At 66.9% G+C, this 17,010-nt stretch carries 15 protein-coding genes; 7 read left to right on the forward strand and 8 right to left on the reverse strand.

Going from position 1 to position 17,010, the window contains the following annotated elements; translation table 11 throughout:
* The first annotated feature begins 55 nt into the window (after positions 1–55).
* From GOQ09_RS22515 to GOQ09_RS22540, 6 genes are all read left to right on the forward strand, one after another.
* Complete coding sequence (locus tag GOQ09_RS22515; RefSeq protein ID WP_157615888.1) at positions 56–301, forward strand: hypothetical protein; 246 nt, start codon at positions 56–58, stop codon at positions 299–301.
* Positions 302–330: 29 nt separating this feature from the next.
* Positions 331–927 (forward strand): GNAT family N-acetyltransferase, encoded by a 597-nt coding sequence (locus GOQ09_RS22520; RefSeq protein WP_157615890.1) that lies wholly within the window; start codon positions 331–333, stop codon positions 925–927.
* Between the two features lie 28 nt (positions 928–955).
* Positions 956–2,143 carry a vWA domain-containing protein gene (locus GOQ09_RS22525; protein WP_157615892.1) on the forward strand — a complete coding sequence of 396 codons (1,188 nt, stop codon included), beginning with the start codon at positions 956–958 and terminating at the stop codon, positions 2,141–2,143.
* Between the two features lie 72 nt (positions 2,144–2,215).
* Positions 2,216–4,153, forward strand: a complete 1,938-nt coding sequence (locus GOQ09_RS22530) for an autotransporter assembly complex protein TamA (protein WP_157615894.1) — start codon at positions 2,216–2,218, stop codon at positions 4,151–4,153.
* A gap of 14 nt (positions 4,154–4,167) precedes the next feature.
* Complete coding sequence (locus GOQ09_RS22535) at positions 4,168–8,283, forward strand: translocation/assembly module TamB domain-containing protein (RefSeq protein ID WP_157615896.1); 4,116 nt, start codon at positions 4,168–4,170, stop codon at positions 8,281–8,283.
* Between the two features lie 76 nt (positions 8,284–8,359).
* Positions 8,360–8,665: a hypothetical protein gene (locus GOQ09_RS22540; protein WP_157615898.1), complete on the forward strand. Its 306-nt coding sequence runs from the start codon at positions 8,360–8,362 to the stop codon at positions 8,663–8,665.
* Here GOQ09_RS22540 and GOQ09_RS22545 read toward each other — a convergent pair.
* Positions 8,662–9,522 (reverse strand): LysR family transcriptional regulator, encoded by an 861-nt coding sequence (locus GOQ09_RS22545; protein ID WP_157615900.1) that lies wholly within the window; start codon positions 9,520–9,522, stop codon positions 8,662–8,664. The two genes, GOQ09_RS22540 and GOQ09_RS22545, sit on opposite strands and share 4 nt — an antisense overlap.
* A gap of 121 nt (positions 9,523–9,643) precedes the next feature.
* On the opposite strand from GOQ09_RS22545, the gene GOQ09_RS22550 reads away from it, so the two are divergent.
* On the forward strand, positions 9,644–9,880 hold the full coding sequence (locus GOQ09_RS22550) for a hypothetical protein (RefSeq protein WP_157615902.1): 237 nt from the start codon (positions 9,644–9,646) through the stop codon (positions 9,878–9,880).
* Between the two features lie 21 nt (positions 9,881–9,901).
* Here the strand turns inward: GOQ09_RS22550 and GOQ09_RS22555 are convergent, their stop codons facing one another.
* The 7 genes from GOQ09_RS22555 to GOQ09_RS22585 form a co-directional block, all read right to left on the reverse strand.
* Entirely contained in the window at positions 9,902–10,849 is a 948-nt protein-coding gene (locus GOQ09_RS22555; protein WP_157615904.1) for a LysR family transcriptional regulator, read from the reverse strand.
* Between the two features lie 27 nt (positions 10,850–10,876).
* Positions 10,877–12,292, reverse strand: coding sequence for a pyruvate kinase (gene pyk / locus GOQ09_RS22560; RefSeq protein WP_157616815.1), 1,416 nt, complete (start codon positions 12,290–12,292; stop codon positions 10,877–10,879).
* Positions 12,293–12,356: 64 nt separating this feature from the next.
* Complete coding sequence (locus GOQ09_RS22565) at positions 12,357–13,370, reverse strand: 2-dehydropantoate 2-reductase (RefSeq protein WP_157615905.1); 1,014 nt, start codon at positions 13,368–13,370, stop codon at positions 12,357–12,359.
* A 41-nt stretch (positions 13,371–13,411) separates the two neighbouring features.
* Positions 13,412–14,203, reverse strand: coding sequence for a fumarylacetoacetate hydrolase family protein (locus GOQ09_RS22570; protein ID WP_157615907.1), 792 nt, complete (start codon positions 14,201–14,203; stop codon positions 13,412–13,414).
* Between the two features lie 43 nt (positions 14,204–14,246).
* Positions 14,247–15,146 carry a succinate--CoA ligase subunit alpha gene (sucD, locus tag GOQ09_RS22575; RefSeq protein ID WP_157615909.1) on the reverse strand — a complete coding sequence of 300 codons (900 nt, stop codon included), beginning with the start codon at positions 15,144–15,146 and terminating at the stop codon, positions 14,247–14,249.
* A 347-nt stretch (positions 15,147–15,493) separates the two neighbouring features.
* Positions 15,494–16,666, reverse strand: a complete 1,173-nt coding sequence (gene sucC, locus GOQ09_RS22580; protein ID WP_157615911.1) for an ADP-forming succinate--CoA ligase subunit beta — start codon at positions 16,664–16,666, stop codon at positions 15,494–15,496.
* A 7-nt stretch (positions 16,667–16,673) separates the two neighbouring features.
* On the reverse strand, positions 16,674–17,003 hold the full coding sequence (locus GOQ09_RS22585; protein WP_157615913.1) for a hypothetical protein: 330 nt from the start codon (positions 17,001–17,003) through the stop codon (positions 16,674–16,676).
* Positions 17,004–17,010: the final 7 nt, after the last annotated feature.

Raw genomic sequence — 17,010 nt, forward strand, 5'->3', positions numbered from 1 at the left:
GCCCGGCCGCTCCGAAGGGGACTCGCACCGCGGTGCGAAGCACGGAGGTTTCCTTGTGAGCCAGCAGCCGCATCCCGTCGGCCAACTGCTCAAGCTGGGTGTTGCCCAGGCCGTGCTTTTCGTGGCCGGTGCGCTGCTTGGCCGCTGGATCGGCCTCCAGCTGGGGCTCGACGCCTTCGGCGCCAACGGCTACGGCAACCGGGAGATCTTCGGCATTCTGCTGATTGGCCTGGGTGGCGGCGGCGGCGTGCAACTGGCGCGCGCGTGGTACGACCGCAAATACGGCAAGCCGCAGCGCTGAAAAATTCAATCGAGAAGGGTGTCTGGAAGATGGCGTTCGTCGAACCTGTCACGCTGAAGGCGCGCGACCTGGCCCTGGTGCCGCTGTCGCTCGACCATGAAGAGGGCCTTCGCGCCGCCGCGGCCGACGGCGAGCTCTGGAAGCTGCGCATCACCTCCGTGCCCGAGCCGCACGAAACCAGCGCCTACATCGAAGCCGCCTTGCAGGGGCGCGAAGCCGGCCACCGCTTTGCCTTTGCCGTGACCGAGGCCGAAACCGGCACCGTGCTCGGCAGCACCAGCTTCCACGACATCCTGCCGGCGGTGAAGCGCGTGGAGATCGGCTACACGTGGTACGCCAAGCGCTGCCAGCGCACGCACGTCAACACCACCTGCAAGCTGCTCATGCTGACGCACGCCTTCGATACCCTCGGCTGCAACGTGGTGGGCTGGCGCACCGACAATTTCAACTTCGCTTCGCAGCAAGCCATCGAGCGGCTCGGCGCCAAGAAGGACGGCGTGATTCGCGGGCATGCCATGCGGCGCGACGGCACGATCCGCGACACGGTCATGTACAGCTTGCGCTCGGGCGAATGGCCCGAAGTGAAGGCGCAGTTGCTCTACCTGCTCGACAAGCCGCGAAGCTGAACGAAGTTCAAGGAAAGAAAAGCCCGCCATGCTGATCGATTTCTTCTACACCCTGCGCTCGGCCAAGCTGCCGGTGTCGGTCAAGGAATACCTCACGCTGCTCGAGGCGCTGCAGGCCGATGTGGTGGGCCCCAACTCCGATGGCGCCTACGGCATCGACGACTTCTACTATCTCTCGCGCACCGCGCTCGTCAAGGACGAGAAGCACTACGACAAGTTCGACCGCGCCTTTGCCGCCTATTTCAAGGGCGTGGAAATGCTGGCCGACTTCACCAAGGAAGTGCCGCTCGACTGGCTGCGCAAGACGCTGGAGCGGGAGTTCACCGCCGAGGAAAAAGCCAAGATCGAGAAGATGGGCTGGGACGAGCTCATGGAAACGCTCAAGAAGCGCTTCGAAGAGCAGAAAGAGCGCCACGAGGGCGGCAACAAGTGGATCGGCACGGGCGGCACCTCGCCCTTCGGCCACGGCGGCTACAACCCGCAGGGCATTCGCATCGGCGGCGCGGGCAAGAACAAGAGCGCCGTGAAGGTGTGGGACCAGCGGGCCTACAAGGACTACGACGACAGCCAGGAGCTGGGCACGCGCAACATCAAGGTCGCGCTGCGGCGGCTGCGCAAGTTTGCGCGCGAGGGCCACGACGAAGAGCTGGACCTGGACGACACCATCCACTCCACCGCGGCCAATGCAGGCTACCTCGACATCAAGATGCGGCCCGAGCGCCACAACAACGTGAAGGTGCTGCTGCTGATGGACGTGGGCGGCACCATGGACGAGCACATCCAGCGCGTGGAAGAGCTGTTCTCGGCCGTGAAGACCGAGTTCAAGCACCTGGAGTTCTACTACTTCCACAACTGCGTGTACGACTTCATGTGGAAGAACAACAAGCGCCGCTTCTCCGAGAAGTTCGCAACCTGGGACATCCTGCGCAAGTACAACAAGGACTACAAGCTCATCTTCGTCGGCGACGCGACCATGAGCCCGTACGAAATCCTGCAGCCCGGCGGCAGCGTCGAATACAACAACGAGGAAGCCGGCGCCGAGTGGATCCAGCGGCTGACGCATGCGTTCCCGAAGTTCGCCTGGATCAACCCCGAGCCGCAGGGCGTGTGGCAATACCGCCAGAGCATCGCGGTGATGCAGCAGCTCATGTCCAACCGCATGTACCCGCTCACGCTGCGGGGCCTCGAGGAAGCAATGCGCATGCTTTCGAAGTAAGCCGGCGTGGGTCGGGCGGATGTGTTTCCGGATGCTTCCGGAGCCCGCTCGCCATGCTGTCAAAATCCGCCCATGTTCAGGGTGGTCCCAGTCTTTGCGCCGGCATGGTTGCCGGCTTTGCTTTTTTGCGGCGTCATGCTTTTGCAGGGGTGCAGCCTGCTGCCCAAGAAAGACGCGGCCAAGGACTCCCCTGCGCCGGCACTGGTGCGCAGCGGCGATGCGGCCGCCACATCCACTGACGAAGGCGCCAAGGAGGGCGAGAAGCGCGGCCGGCGCGACGCCTTCACGGTGGACGTTCGCGGGCCGGCCGCGGTGCGCGAATACCTCGCGCTGCACCTGGACATCCAGCGCTACCGCACGCTCGACGACCTGGGCGCCACCGAGATCTCGCGGCTCATGGTGGCGGCGGAAGCCAATGCCCGCGAACTGCTCGGCACGCTGGGCTACTTCACGCCCACGCTGACGCTGGAGCTCAACGAAACGCCGGCCAGCACCAAGGCCCCGCGCGAGATCGTCATTACCGTGCAGCCCGGCGAGCTCACCCGCGTGAGCACCGTGCAGATCAGCTACGGCGGCCAGATTGCCAGCGACCCCACCGCCGAGGCGCAGCGCGACTCGATCCGCACCGCCTGGGCGCTGCGGGCCGGCCAGCCCTTCACGCAGCAGGGCTGGGACAACGCCAAGAACACGGCCTTGCGCAGCCTCACCGCCAAGCGCTTTCCCACTGGCAGCATCGAGATGAGCCGCGCCGAGGTCGATGCCGACCGGCAGGAGGTGCGGCTCAGCGTCACTTACCAATCGGGCCCGGCCTACCGCTTCGGCCCGCTCGTGCTGCGCGGTGTCGAGCGCTACGACGCCGAGGGCGCGCGGCGCATCGCGCAGCTCCCCACCGGCTCCGACTACGACCAGCAGAAGCTGCTCGATGCCCAGCAGCGCCTGGCCAGCAGCGGCTATTACGACTCGGTGTTCCTCACGCTCGACACCGAAAGCGGCACGCCGCTGGCCGCCCCGGTGATCGCGCAGCTGCGCGAAGCCCCCATGCAGAAGGTGGTGCTGGGCGCCGGCTTCACCACCGACAACGGGCCGCGCTTGTCCGTCGACCACATCCACAACCGCCTGCCGCTGCTCGGCTGGCGCGCCGTGTCGCGCCTGTCCGTCGACCGGGACATCAAGTCGCTGGGCACGGAGTGGAACGGCATCCCGGACGACACCGGCTGGCGCTGGTTTGCGGGCGCCGAACTCAAGAGCGAGACCTCCGGCAGCTATGTGGTCGACAGCGGCCGCGTGCGCAGCGGGCGCAACAAGTCGAGCGGCCACATCGACCGCAGCTACTTCCTGCAGTACGACTATGCGCAGAACCGCGGCATCAACGCCCCGCCCTCCGCCTCCGCCGTGACGGCCAACTGGGGCTGGACTGGCCGCTACTTCGACGACAACGCCGCGCCCACGCGCGGCTACGGCCTGGCGCTCGAACTTGCCGCGGGCTACACGCTGACTGGCGAGCAACTGCCTTTCACGCGCACCTATGCGCGCTGGCTCGGCGTGCTGCCGTTGGGCTTTGCGAACGGCCGCGACGCCGCCACGCTCGCGCGCCGCAGCCGGTTCCAGCTGCGCGCCGAAGCCGGCGCGGTGAGCGCCAAGGAAAGCGCGCAGATCCCCTCCACGCTGATGTTCCTGACCGGCGGCGACACCACGGTGCGCGGCTACAGCTACCGCCAGATCGGCACCGTGCGCAGCGACGGCCAGATCGTGGCGGGCCGCTACCTGGGCGTGATGAGCCTCGAATGGCAGCGGCCCTTCGTCTACAACGACAAGCTCACCGAGTGGGAAAGCACCGTCTTCGTCGACGCGGGCGCAGTGGCCGACAAGCCCGGGGAGCTCAAGCCCAAGGTTGGCGTGGGCGTAGGTGCGCGCTGGCGCAGCCCGGTGGGGCCGGTGCAGGCCGACCTTGCCTATGGCGTGGACACGAAGAAGTTCCGCCTTCACTTTCGCCTGGGCTTCACCTTTTGACCCAGCACGCACGAATGCAGACAGACGCCGAACCCCAGCCCGACAAGGCAGCGCCGCGCGCACGGCGCTCGCGCACGCGGCGGGTGCTGCGCGCGCTCGGCTGGACTGCCGCGGGCCTGCTCGCGCTGGTGCTTGTGCTGGGCGCGGGCACGTGGTGGTGGCTGGGCTCCAACCAGTCGCTGGCTTTTGCACTTGCCAAGGCCGCGCGCTACCTGCCCGCCGGCCAGACGCTCGAAAGCCGCGACGTCACGGGCTCGCTGCGCACGGGCGGGCGCATCGGCTGGCTGCGCTGGCAAAGCGAGAAGCTGGCGGTGGAGGTGCATGAGGCGGACATCGGCTGGCAGCTCGCCCCGCTGTTCAAGCGCAAGCTGCAGCTGGGCGAAGTGCATGCGGCGCGGCTCCTCATCGAAAAGCGCGGCCCGCCGAGCGACACGCCCACCGAGCCGCTCGAGCAACTCGTGCTGCCTGTCGAGGTCGACGTGCCGTTTCGCATCGACCAGCTGCAGTGGAGCGGCCCGCCCGCACTCCAGGCCAACCAGCTCGCGGGCAGCTACCGCTACACCGGCGCCGAGCACCACCTGGAGGTCAAGGGCGTCGACATTGCCGACGGCCACTACAGCGCGCGCGTGAAGCTGCAGGGCCCCGCGCCCATGGCGCTGGACGCCACGCTGAACGGCCGCGTGAAGGCACCGCTGGCGGAAGGACGCAGCATCGACGTGCTGGCCGAAGCGGCCATCAAGGGCACCCTTGCCGGCACCGGCGCGCGGCTGCAGGTTGCCGCCGAACTGAAGCCGGCGGAGCCCGCCGCGGAAGACCCGATGGAAGCGAAGCTGCAGGCCAACATCGCGCCGTGGCTGCCGCAGCCCGTCATCGACGCCAAGGCCGATCTGCGCAACGTGGATGCGGCCGCCCTGTGGCCCGGCGCGCCGCGCACACGGCTGACCGGCACGGTCGAACTGCAGCCCGACGCCGCCGCCGGCGCATCGGCCTGGCAAGCCTCGGCCAGCATCCGCAATGCGGTGCCGGGGCCCTGGGACAAGGGCGCGCTACCGCTCGAGCAGGTGGAAGCGCGCGTCGGCTTCGACGGCACCAACTGGACGATTCCCGGAGCCACCCTGCGCACGGGCGGCGGCCGCATCGAAGCAGAGGGCCGCTGGAGCCCCGCGCCTGCGCCATGGCAAGTGCGCGCCACCGTGCGCCGTGTGCGCGCCAGCCTGCTGCACAGCGAGTTGTCGGGCGCGCCCATCAGCGGCACGGCCACCGCGCAGCAGCGCGAAGACACCATCGGCTTCGACCTGGCGCTGCGCGCCGAAGGCGGGGCCGGCAGCAAGGCGATGCCCGGCTTCGGCGTGGACCGCGCGCTTGCACAGGGCCAATGGAAGAACCAGGTGCTCGACCTGCGCACGCTGCGCCTGGAGGCCGAGGGCGCCAGCATTACCGGCAAGCTGCAGGTGCGCGTGGCCGAGCAGGCCGCGAGCGGCAAGCTCGACCTGACGTTGCCGGGCGGCAGTGCGCAGCTCGAAGGCCGCATCGCACCGTCGCAGGGCGGCGGCGACATCAAGGCACGCATCGACGATGCCGACGCGGTGCAGCGCTGGATCGAAGGCCTGCCCGAAATGGCGAACGTGTTCGCCGGCAAGACGGCCAAGGGCTCGGCGCAGCTGGACGCCAGTTGGCAGGGCGGATGGCAGACCATCCAGCGCCGGCTCGAGAACCCCGGTGCGCCGGCCCAGCGCGGCGCCGCAGAACCCAGCATCAAGGCCACGCTCGGCGTGCCGCGCCTCGACCTGCGCATGCCGGCGGCCAACGCAAATGCCAATGCCAATGCGGCAGCCACCACGGTTCAATTGAAGGACGTGCGCGCCAACCTCGACGGCAGCCTGGCGCAGGCCACGCTCGCGCTGCAGGGCGAAGCCACCACCGGCACGCAAAAGCTCACGCTCGACGCCCGCGCGAGCGGCGGCCTTGCGGGCCCGAACCATTGGCGCGCGGCCCTCGCGAGCCTGCGGCTGCAGGCCCAGGACAGCGCGCGGGTCAACGCCGCGGGCGCTGCCGCCGCCCCGTGGATCCTGGAGCTCGGCCGCGAAGTCACCGCCACCATCAGGACCAGCGGGAGCGGCAACACCAGTCGGCTCGAGCTGGAAGCCTCCGCTGCCGACGCCACGCTGAGCGGGCCGGCGCCCGGCACCGTTCGCATCGAATGGCAGCCGCTGCGCTTCACCCGGAGCGGCGCGGCGCCCAACCAGGCTTTTCGCGTGCAGTCGAAGGGCAAGCTGCAGGGCCTGCCGATGGCGTGGGCCGAGGCTTTCGGCGCCAGCACCACCTTCAATGAACTGGGCGTGAGCGGCAATCTGATGTTCGACGGCGACTGGGACATCGATGCCGGCGACACGCTGCGCGCGCACGCGCGGCTTGCGCGCCAGAGCGGCGACATCCGCGTACAGGCCGGCGAAGCGGCCCTCGTCACACGCATCACGAGCCGAGGCACTGGCACGGCCAGCGAGCGCACGATGAACTCCGCCACCGCCGGTGCGGAAGCACCCAGCACGCCCGCCGGCCTGCGCCAGGCCGAACTGCGACTCGACGCGCAAGGCCAGTCCGTGCACGCCACCCTGGCGTGGGACAGCGAGCGCGCCGGAAAGATCAACGCCGAGCTGAACACGCGCATGCAGCAACGCGCGGACGGTTGGCAATGGGCACCCGATGCGCCACTGGCCGGCAACGTGAAGGCCACGCTGCCCAACCTGGGCGTGTGGTCGATGCTCGCGCCGCCCGGCTGGCGCGTGGCCGGCACGCTGGACGCGGACGCCGTTCTGGCGGGCAACCGCGCGGCGCCGCGCTGGAATGGCACGCTCGGCGCCGACAAGCTTGCGCTGCGCGCGCCGGTCGAAGGGCTGGACCTGCGCGACGGCCGCCTGCGCGCCACGCTCACGGGCGAGCGCATCGAGATCACCGAATTCACGCTCAAGGGCGGCGCCGGCAGCACCGCGCGCATTGCGGGGCAGAGCGGCAACCGCAGCACGGCGGCGAGCGAAGCCGGCACCGATGGCGGCTCGCTCACGGCGCGCGGCGACATCGGCTGGGGTGCGGCGGGCACATCGGGTGGTGCATCAGGCACCGGCATCCGCATGGCCCTGCAGGCCGACCTGCGCGCACTGCGCGTGCTGGTGCGCACCGACCGGCAGGTCACGCTCTCGGGCAACCTGCAGGCGCGGCTCGACAGCGGCCAGTTCAACGTGCGCGGCAAGCTCAAGACCGACCGCGCCGTGATCATCCTGCCCGACGAGACCGCCCCCAGCCTGGGCTCCGACGTGGTCGTGCGCTCCGCCGCCAAGGACCGCGAAGCGGCCGAGCAGGCCCAGCGCGATGCCGCGCGCAACGAGGCGCAGGCCGCCAAGCCGCAGACCGCGAAGCCGCCCGACATCGTGGTGAACTTCGACCTGGGCGACGACTTCGCGGTGCAGGGCCGCGGCATCACGACGCGGCTCGAGGGCGACCTCGAAATCCGAAGCAACCGGCTCGATGCGCCGCCGCGCATCACCGGCGAGGTCAGGACCGTCAAGGGCCAATACCGCGCCTACGGGCAGCAGCTCGACGTGGAAACGGGCCTCGCGCGCTTCAACGGCCCGTTCGACAATCCGTCGCTCGACATCCTGGCCATCCGGCCCAACATCTCGCAGCGCGCCGGCGTGCAGATCACGGGCACCGCGCAGTCGCCGCGCGTCAAGCTCTATTCCGAGCCCGCGCTGTCGGATGCGGAAACCCTTTCATGGGTGGTGCTGGGCCGCGCATCGGCGACCAGCGGCGGCGAATCGGCACTGCTGCAGCAGGCGGCTCTCGCGCTGATCGGCCATGTCAGCAAAAGCGGAAGCGGCGGCAGCCTGGCCAGCCGCTTCGGCCTGGACGAACTCGGCTTCAAGGGGCCGGGCAACGGCGGCGACCTGCGCGAGTCGGCGGTAACGCTCGGCAAGCGGCTCTCGAAGGATTTCTACCTCACCTACGAGCGCAGCGTGGGCGGCACCTTCGGCACTCTCTTCATCTTCTACGACCTGACGCAGCGGCTCACATTGCGCGGCCAGGCCGGGCAGACAAGCGGGCTCGACCTGATCTACACGCTGAAGTACGACTGAGTCCGGGTCTGCCGCCTTGACCGCGGCAATCGCCAGGGATAAGAATCATCTGCGCCCTCCAATACAAGGAACGACGATGCACGATGATGGAGACAAGGGCGAGTGTTCCCGGCTGGACCGTCAGAAGTACGACCCCCCTGGGTACTCGCGAACCACGTTCTTGCGCAACGCACTTCGCTGCGTGATCGCCGCCATTGCGGCGGGCGCCGCGGTGGCGTCCATTCCCTACTGGGGCGGCGATGACTTTCCGCTGATGGGCCTGATCGTCTACGTAGCCGGCATGGTGTTCATCGCAATGCCGCTGTGCCTTTACTACGAGTCGCTGCTCCAGTCGCACGAAGAGCGCGTGGCGCATGCAAGGCACACGCTGACGCCCACCTAGTCTGCGTTGGCAGGCTTGGTCTTCACCACCTGCCTGAGGCCCGCCAGCGCGGGATCGACGATGGCCGCCTCCGCACCCACCGCATACACCGCATAGGCGGGGTAAAGAAACTCCGGCGTGTTGGGCACGCGGCGCAGCCGGCCCGATTCGAGATGGCTGCGCACCACGTCGTGCCTGAAGTAGCCCGTGCCACCCGCGGCCAGCAAATACTCGCGGCCGAGCGGCCCCAGCCCGGCCATCACCGCTGCATTGGAGAGTTCCGGAAACGCAAGGCCGTGCTGCGCCGCAAACTCCGGGCCCCAGTCCACGTACACATAGTCCGCGGGCTTGGGCACGCGCGGACGTTGTGCGGTGGTGACCATGACGAGCTTTTCTTCGATGAGCAGCTCCACGCGCAGGCCGGGCCGCTGCTGCGGTGCATAGGCAATGGCAATGTCGAGCACGCCGGCCGCCACCTTGTCGAGCAGGTCGTGCGGAAAGCCGACCTCGGTGCGAATGGCCAGCTGCGGCGCGGCGGTGCGCATCCACAGCAGCCACTGCAGCAGCAGCGGATCCCACAGGCTGATCTCGCAGCCGATGGCGAGCACCGCGCGGCTGCCGCTTGGCACCGCAACCTGGTGGCGCGCACGCTCCCACACCTGCACCAGCGTGGTGGCGTGCGGCAAGAACTGCTCGCCGGCGGTGGTGAGCACCGCGCCGGCCTTGTTGCGCACGAAGAGCGGACGGCCCAGCAGCTCTTCGAGCGTGCGCACGCGCGCGCTCACCGAGGTCTGCGTCACGTGCAGCCGCTCAGCGGCGCGCTGAAAGCTGCGGGTGTCCACGATCGCGAGAAAGGTCCGGGCCAGGTTGATGTCCATCTCGACGCCTCCAATTTTCAATGCATTATTTCTGCATTCAAATGGCAATTAATATCGTTTTACTTGATACGAACGCAGCCGGAAGATCGGGGCATCCAAAAAGCAACCAAGGAGCTCCCGAATGCCAACCCTTCGCCAACCGTTCCATGCCGCTGCTTCCGAGAGCTTTGCCGATGCGTTCAAGGCGCTTGTCGACGAAGCGCTGATGCTCGCCGAGGCCCTGCTCAGCCCGAACAAGATCATCAGCGAGGTGGAACAGATGCGTTCGCTGCAGGTTGCGGCGGACAACATCGAAGCCACCGATCCGGCGCAAGCCGAGGTGCTGCGCTCGCGCGCCTCGCGCATCGGCCTGCGCTGAGCCACTGCCGCCCGCGCGGCGTCAAGACAGCGGCGTGCCCTGCGAGGCCGACTCGAACGGCACGATCTGCGAAATGAGCGTCGGGCCGTCAGCGAGCAGAAAGTCCTTGAAGGCTTGCGCCACCGGCGGCAAACGCTTGGCACGCCGGTGCACCACGTACCAATTCAGCATGAGCGGAAAGCCCTGCACATCGAGCACGCGCAGGCTGCCCGCCCGGGTTTCCTGGCTGATGGTGTGGGCCGAGACAAAGCTCACGCCCATGCCCGCGATCACCGCCTGCTTGATGGTTTCGGTGCTGCGTATTTCCATGGCAATGTTGATGCCGCTCAGGTCGCCGCCAAAGCCCTCTTCCATCGAATGCCAGGTGTCCGAAGCCTTCTCGCGCACCACGAAAGGCTCGCGCATCAGCCGGTCCAGCGGGATTCTGGGCACGCCCACCAGCGGATGGTTGGGAGCCGCAACAATCACGTAAGGGTGCGGCGCGAACGGCTGGTTGACGGTGTCCAGGTCGATCGGGGGCCGCACCATGATCGCCAGGTCGGTCAGGTTCTCCGCAATGTGGGTCATGAGCCCTTCGCGGTTGTGCACGGTGAAGTTGAGCGTCACGCCGCGGTGCCGGCTCGCAAACTCCACCAGAAGGCGTGGAAAGAAATAGTCGCCCGCGCTGATCACGCCCACGTTGAGCTTGCCGCCCGAGACGCCGTTGAACTGCAGCATTGCGTTCTCGGCCGCCTCGAACTGCTGGATGATCGCGCGGCTGATCTGCAGCAGCTCGGTGCCCGCGGGGGTGAGATAGATCTTCTTGCCGAACTGCTCGAACAGCGCATTGCCCGCATGCTCTTCAAGCTTGCGCACCTGGGTGGAAACGGCCGGCTGCGTGAGGTGCAGCTCTTCCGCTGCGCGCGAGAAGCTCAGCAGGCGCGCCACCGCTTCAAAGACTTTCAACTGGCGCAGGGTCGCGTGCTTCATTCTGAAAAAGAACGTCGGACGAAACGCCTACGGTATTCGCGCAACGTGCAGCAGGTTCGTCGTTCCCGAAAGTCCGAACGGAAGGCCGGCTACCACCACCACGTCGCTGCCAGTGTTCGCAAACCCTTCGGCGCACGCCACGCGGCAGGCGCACTCGATCATTTCGGCCACGTCGTGCACGTCGTCGACCTGCACCGCATGCGTGCCCCACACCATGGCCATGCGCCGGGCGGTCGCAATGTCGGGCGTCAAGCTGAGAATGGGAACCGCCGGCCGCTCGCGCGCGGCACGCAGGCTGGTAAAGCCTGAGGATGTGTAGGTGACGGTGGCCGCAGGCGCCAGCAGCGCGGCCACCTGGCGCATCGAAGCGCACACCGCATCGGCCGTGGTCGAGAGCGAGGCCTCGTGCGTGGCGTCGATGCCAATGCGATAGGACGCGTCGGCTTCCACGCGCGAGATGATGCGGTCCATCATGGCCACAGCCTCGAGCGGGTATTTGCCGGAGGCGGATTCGGCGGAGAGCATCACCGCGTCCACACCGTCGTAGACGGCGGTTGCAACGTCGGACACTTCGGCACGCGTGGGCACCGGCGCGGCAATCATCGACTCGAGCATTTGCGTGGCCACCACCACCGGCTTGCCGCGCTTGCGGCAGGCACGCACGATGAGGCGCTGCAACTCGGGCACGCGCTCGGGCGGCAGCTCCACGCCCAGGTCGCCGCGCGCCACCATGACGCCGTCGCACAGGTCGACGATGGCGTCCAGGTGGTCGATGGCCGCGGGCTTCTCGAGCTTGGCCATGATCCATGCGCGGTTGCCGATGATGGCGCGTGCCTCTTCGATGTCTTCAGGGCGCTGCACGAAAGAAAGCGCCACCCAGTCCACGCCCATTGCAAGGCCGCAGGCCAGGTCGTCCAGGTCCTTGGGCGTGAGCGGCGAAATCGGCAGCAACACGCTTGGCACGTTCACGCCCTTGCGGTCCGAGATCGGCCCGCCGACGAGCACCGTGGTTTCGGCAAAGTCGGCGCCGTAGCTGTCCACACGCAACCGCAGCTTGCCGTCGTCGAGCAGCAGCTCGGTGCCCACTTGCAGCGCCGCAAAAATCTCGGGGTGCAGCAGCGGCGCGCGCCGCGCACTGCCGCTTGTCTTGTCCATGTCGAGCCGGAAGCGCGCGCCCGCATCGAGCTGCGCGCGACCGCCTTCGAACGTGCCCAGCCGCAGCTTCGGCCCCTGCAGGTCGAGCAGCACGCCGATGGGCCGGCCGAACTCTTTCTCGAGCCTGCGGATGGTGTCGAGCCGCCGCGCATGGTCGTGCTGCGTGCCGTGGCTGAAGTTGAGCCGGAACACATCGACACCGCGTTCGAACAGGGCACGAATGGCCGGCTCGTCGGTGGTGGCAGGGCCCAGCGTGGCCACGATCTTCGCGCTGCGTGTACGTCGCATCATCCGTTCCATTTCATTGATCACAGCGCACACATGCTGCGCAAAATCGCCCAGCCCAGCGGTGCTAGCCGGCCATCTCTTGAAGACAAACCCGGCCGCGCTGCTCTTCCATCGTACGCGCCAGCAGCTTGACGAGCGCATACACGGTGTCGATGTGCGGCGTAGGGGTTTCGGTGAGCCGCGCCAGTTCGACCACCGCGCCCACCAGCGCATCGATCTCCGGCGCGCGCCCTGCCTCGACGTCCTGCAGCATCGATGTCTTGTGCTTGCCAACCTTCTCGGCGCCGGCAATGCGCTTGTCGAGCGTCACGCGAAACTCGATGTCCAGCTTGTGGGCCACGGCCTGCGCCTCCTGCATCATTGCCGCGGCCAGCTCGCGCGAGGGCGGGTACTGGCAGATGTCGACCAGCGTGGAGTGCGAGAGGCTGCTTATCGGATTGAAGGTCAGGTTGCCCCAGAGCTTGAGCCAGATTTCAGAGCGGATGTTGTCGAGCACCGGCGCCTTGAAGCCGGCCGCGGCGAAGCAGGCCGAGACGCGGTTCACGCGCTCGCTCGAAGAGCCGTCGAGCTCGCCGACGGGAAAGCGGTCGCCCTCGATGTGCTTCACCACGCCCGGCGCAATCAGCTCCGAAGCCGGGTACACGACGCAGCCGATGACACGCTCGGCCGGAATCTTTGCGGCGACGACGCCCGTTGGGTCGACACTGCGCACCGGGGTGCCCGCCAATGCGCCGCCATGGTTGTGGAAGTACCAGAACGGAATGCCGTTCTGCATGGTGACCACGACGGTCTCGGGCCCGAAGAGCTTGGGCACATCGTTCGCCACGGCCTCGACCTGGTGCGCCTTCATCGCCAGGATGACGATGTCCTGCGGACCCGCCTGGTCGTAGCGATCGGTCGCTTTTGCATTGAGCGCCACCTGCTCGGTGCCGTCGGCCCCGATGAGCTTGAAGCCGTTGGTGGCAATGGCGTCGAGATTTTTTCCGCGCACGATGAACGTCACGTCCTCGCCGGCCAGGGCGAGCTTGGCGCCCACCAGGCCGCCAATGGCGCCCGCTCCGATGACTGCTATCTTCATGTCGATCCCCAAGTTGTTGATTCTTTGTGCGCGGGCAGGCTTCAGCCGAAGCGGTTGCCGAGCCTGCCGATGCCGCCGATCTCGACTTCGACAAGGCTGCCGGGCTTCATCGAACCAACGCCGATGGAAGTGCCGCACAGGATCACGTCGCCGGGGTACAGCGTCATGTCGAGGGAGATCAGGCTCACGAGTTGCTGGACCGAAAAGCGCATGTCGCTGATCGGATAGTTCTGGCGCACCTCGCCGTTGAGCAGCGTGGTCACGGTCAGCGTGGCGGGGACGAGCCCGGTGGCCACTACCGGGCCCATCGGGCAGAAGGTGTCGAAGCCCTTGGCGCGCACCCACTGCGCGAACGAAGCGTCGCGGTTCAATATGTCGGCCACCGTCACATCGTTGGCGCAGGTGTAGCCGAACACATGGCCAAGCGCCTCGGCCTCGGGCACCGCGGTGCAAGTCTTGCCGATGACGATGCCGAGCTCACCCTCGAACACCACCTTGCCGTCGCACAAGGGCTTGCGGATGTCCGCGCCGGGCGAGAGGTAGGAGTTAGGGGACTTCAGCAGGTAAAGGGGTTCCGCGGGCACCGGCAACTGGAGCTTTTCGCCGAGCGCGTGAAAGTTGTTCCACAGCGCAATGACCTTGGTGGGCTCGGTGGGTGTGAGGAGCCGCACGCCGGAGAGCACGAACACGCGGCCAGTGGGCTCGGGGCGCTCGAACATGTTGCCGCGGTGCTCGTGCACGGTGTCGCCTTCGAGCGTGCCGAAGCCGGTTTCACCGCCGTGCTCGAAACGGACCCATCGCTGTTGCTGCTGTGCTTGCTGTTGCTGCTGCATGTCGTGCCTTCCTTGGTTTCTGTTGGAGTGGTTTTTTCAGGGCTCAGTCGAAAGGCAGGTAGTCGGGGACCACGAGCGACGCGAGCAGCTTTCCCATTTCGGCGGGGTTGTCGGTCACGTGAATGCCGCACTCCTTCATGACCGCGAGCTTTTCCTGCGCGGTGCCCTTGCCACCGGACACGATGGCGCCCGCATGGCCCATGCGCTTGCCGGGCGGTGCGCTGGCACCGGCAATGAAGCCGACCACGGGCTTTTGCATGTGGTCCTTGATCCAGCGCGCGCAGATCTCTTCGTCGTTGCCGCCGATTTCGCCGACCATGATCACGGCGTCGGTGCGAGGATCGTCGTTGAACATCTTCAGCACATCGATGTGCCGAAGCCCGCCGACGGGGTCGCCGCCGATGCCGACGACGGTCGACTGCCCGATGCCGAAGCTCGCAAGCTGGCTCGCGGCCTCGTAGGTGAGCGTGCCCGAACGAGACACGACGCCGATGCGGCCCTTCTGGTGGATGTGGCCGGGCATGATCCCGATCTTGATTTCGTCGGGCGTGATGAGACCGGGGCAATTGGGGCCCAGCAGCAAGGTCTTGCTACCTTCCATGCGGTGTCGCGTGCGGATCATGTCGCGCACCGGAATGCCTTCGGTGATGCACACGACAAGATCGAGCCCGGCATCGACGGCCTCGTCGATGGCTGCTGCGGCGAACGGCGGCGGCACATAGATGACGGAGACGGTGGCGCCGGTTTCGGCCTTGGCTTCTTTCACGGTGCCGAACACGGGAATACCGTCGAAGGTCTTGCCTGCCTTGTTGGGGTTGACTCCGGCGACGAAGCATTTCTGGCCGTGGCCGTAGTCGCGGCACATGGCAGTGTGGAACTGTCCTGTCTTGCCGGTGATACCTTGGGTGATCACGCGTGTGTGCTTGTTGATCAGGATCGACATGTCTCAGCTCTCCGTCTCTTGTTCTTGGCGCAGTTGCTGTTCTTTGGCGCTGTTGTTCAGGGCGGGTGCAAAGGCCACCGGGTACTCCCCTCCGCGAATGTCCCCCGGCCTGCGGCCTCCTCCTTTATTTCGCTGCGGGGAGCACCCGATGCCCTGTGCACCGGGGCACGCTGCTGGTGCACCGCTGATCAACGACCGGCGCGTATGACGCGCCCGTCGATGGGGTGCCTTGCGCAGCGAAATAAAGGAGGAGGGGCGCAGCCCCGGGGGACATTCGCGGAGCAAGGTACCCCGTCGGCGGGAGCGCCGCCCTGAATGCACGACTCGGCAAATCGAGCAGCGAGCCTTCATCGAGCCCCCCGACGAGCCGCAGCCACAACCGTCTGAGCCGCATCCGCCATGTCGTTGGCAGAAATGATCGGAAGCCCTGACTGCCCGAGGATGGTCCGGCCGAGGGTCTCGTTGGTGCCCTTCATGCGCACCACGAGCGGCACGGACAGCTCGACCTCGCGCGCCGCGGCGATGATGCCGCGCGCAATCACGTCGCATTTCATGATGCCGCCGAAGATGTTGACCAGGATGGCTCGTAGGTTCGGATTGCGCAGCATCAGCTTGAAGGCTTCTGTCACCTTCTCGGCCGTGGCGCCACCGCCCACGTCCAGAAAATTGGCCGGCGATCCGCCGTAGAGCTTGATCGCGTCCATCGTGGCCATTGCCAGCCCTGCGCCATTCACCAGGCAGCCGATGTCGCCCTCGAGCGGAATATAGGAAAGATCGAACCTCGAAGCTTCCACCTCGGCCGGGTCTTCCTCGTCGAAGTCGCGCATCGCGGCGATCTCCGGTTGGCGGAAGAGCGCGTTGGGATCGAAGTTGAACTTGGCGTCCAGCGCCATCACGCGGCCGTCGCGCGTCAGCACCAGCGGGTTGATCTCTGCCAGCGATGCGTCGCAGGCGTCGAAGGCCTGGTAGAGGCTTTGCACCAGCGTGCGCACCTGCAGCATCGACTTTCCGGAAAAGCCGATATCGCGCGCCAGGCCGTCCGCCTCGGCCACCTTCACGCCGGTGGCGGGGTCGATGAACAGCTTGCGGATTTTTTCCGGGGTGCGCGCCGCGACCTCTTCGATGTCCATGCCGCCTTCGCTCGACGCCATCAGCGCAACGCGGCGCGATTCCCGGTCGACCACCATGCCGAGATAGAACTCCTTCTCGATCTCGACGCTCTCCTCGACCAGCAGGCGCTTGACCAAGCGGCCTTCGGGGCCGGTCTGGTGCGTTTTCAAGGTCATGCCCAACAGCTCGCTCGCGTGGCGCCGCACTTCGGCGGGCGACCAGGCCAGCCGGACGCCGCCGCCCTTGCCGCGGCCGCCGGCATGAATTTGCGCCTTGACCACCCAGGCCCTGCCACCGAGCCGCGCGGCGGCGTCGGCTGCCTCGTCGGGCGAAAAGCATGCATATCCACGCGGCGTGGGCACGCCGTATTTGCGCAATACGTCCTTGCCTTGGTATTCGTGGATATTCATGGCAATTTCAGGCGCCGAGCTCGGCGCCGCGGCTTTCGGCCCAATTGAAATAGCGCTTTTTCATGGCGCCCGCTTCGAGCTCCCGCTTTTGATGCTTTTCCTTCTTCTGCTCGATCACCTCGGCCAAGAATTTGGCGTCGTAGGCGCGCAGAAGATGCGGCTGGTGGGTATTCAGGTAATTGCAGACGCGCTCAATGCCGTCCTGGCTCTGGCGCAGCAGCTGGCAGTAGATTTCGCGGTCCCAATGCCAGCGAAAACCCAACTCGTAGAACGCCGCGTTGTACGCATTGCGTTCCGTTTCACTGCTCCAATATTGAACCGGCAAATCATCGATCATGAAATTT

It is taken from the genome of Variovorax paradoxus (genome assembly GCF_009755665.1).
Classification (GTDB): Bacteria; Pseudomonadota; Gammaproteobacteria; order Burkholderiales; family Burkholderiaceae_C; genus Variovorax; species Variovorax paradoxus_G.

What these genes read in the sequence shown, in the direction of transcription:
- GOQ09_RS22520 (WP_157615890.1), top strand. Translation starts at nt 331, where the DNA reads ATGGCGTTCGTCGAACCTGTCACGCTGAAGGCGCGCGACCTGGCCCTG.
- GOQ09_RS22525 (WP_157615892.1), top strand. Translation starts at nt 956, where the DNA reads ATGCTGATCGATTTCTTCTACACCCTGCGCTCGGCCAAGCTGCCGGTG.
- GOQ09_RS22530 (WP_157615894.1), top strand. Translation starts at nt 2,216, where the DNA reads ATGTTCAGGGTGGTCCCAGTCTTTGCGCCGGCATGGTTGCCGGCTTTG.
- GOQ09_RS22535 (WP_157615896.1), top strand. Translation starts at nt 4,168, where the DNA reads ATGCAGACAGACGCCGAACCCCAGCCCGACAAGGCAGCGCCGCGCGCA.
- GOQ09_RS22540 (WP_157615898.1), top strand. Translation starts at nt 8,360, where the DNA reads ATGCACGATGATGGAGACAAGGGCGAGTGTTCCCGGCTGGACCGTCAG.
- GOQ09_RS22545 (WP_157615900.1), bottom strand. Translation starts at nt 9,522, where the DNA reads ATGGACATCAACCTGGCCCGGACCTTTCTCGCGATCGTGGACACCCGC.
- GOQ09_RS22550 (WP_157615902.1), top strand. Translation starts at nt 9,644, where the DNA reads ATGCCAACCCTTCGCCAACCGTTCCATGCCGCTGCTTCCGAGAGCTTT.
- GOQ09_RS22555 (WP_157615904.1), bottom strand. Translation starts at nt 10,849, where the DNA reads ATGAAGCACGCGACCCTGCGCCAGTTGAAAGTCTTTGAAGCGGTGGCG.
- pyk (WP_157616815.1), bottom strand. Translation starts at nt 12,292, where the DNA reads ATGCGACGTACACGCAGCGCGAAGATCGTGGCCACGCTGGGCCCTGCC.
- GOQ09_RS22565 (WP_157615905.1), bottom strand. Translation starts at nt 13,370, where the DNA reads ATGAAGATAGCAGTCATCGGAGCGGGCGCCATTGGCGGCCTGGTGGGC.
- GOQ09_RS22570 (WP_157615907.1), bottom strand. Translation starts at nt 14,203, where the DNA reads ATGCAGCAGCAACAGCAAGCACAGCAGCAACAGCGATGGGTCCGTTTC.
- sucD (WP_157615909.1), bottom strand. Translation starts at nt 15,146, where the DNA reads ATGTCGATCCTGATCAACAAGCACACACGCGTGATCACCCAAGGTATC.
- sucC (WP_157615911.1), bottom strand. Translation starts at nt 16,666, where the DNA reads ATGAATATCCACGAATACCAAGGCAAGGACGTATTGCGCAAATACGGC.
- GOQ09_RS22585 (WP_157615913.1), bottom strand. Translation starts at nt 17,003, where the DNA reads ATGATCGATGATTTGCCGGTTCAATATTGGAGCAGTGAAACGGAACGC.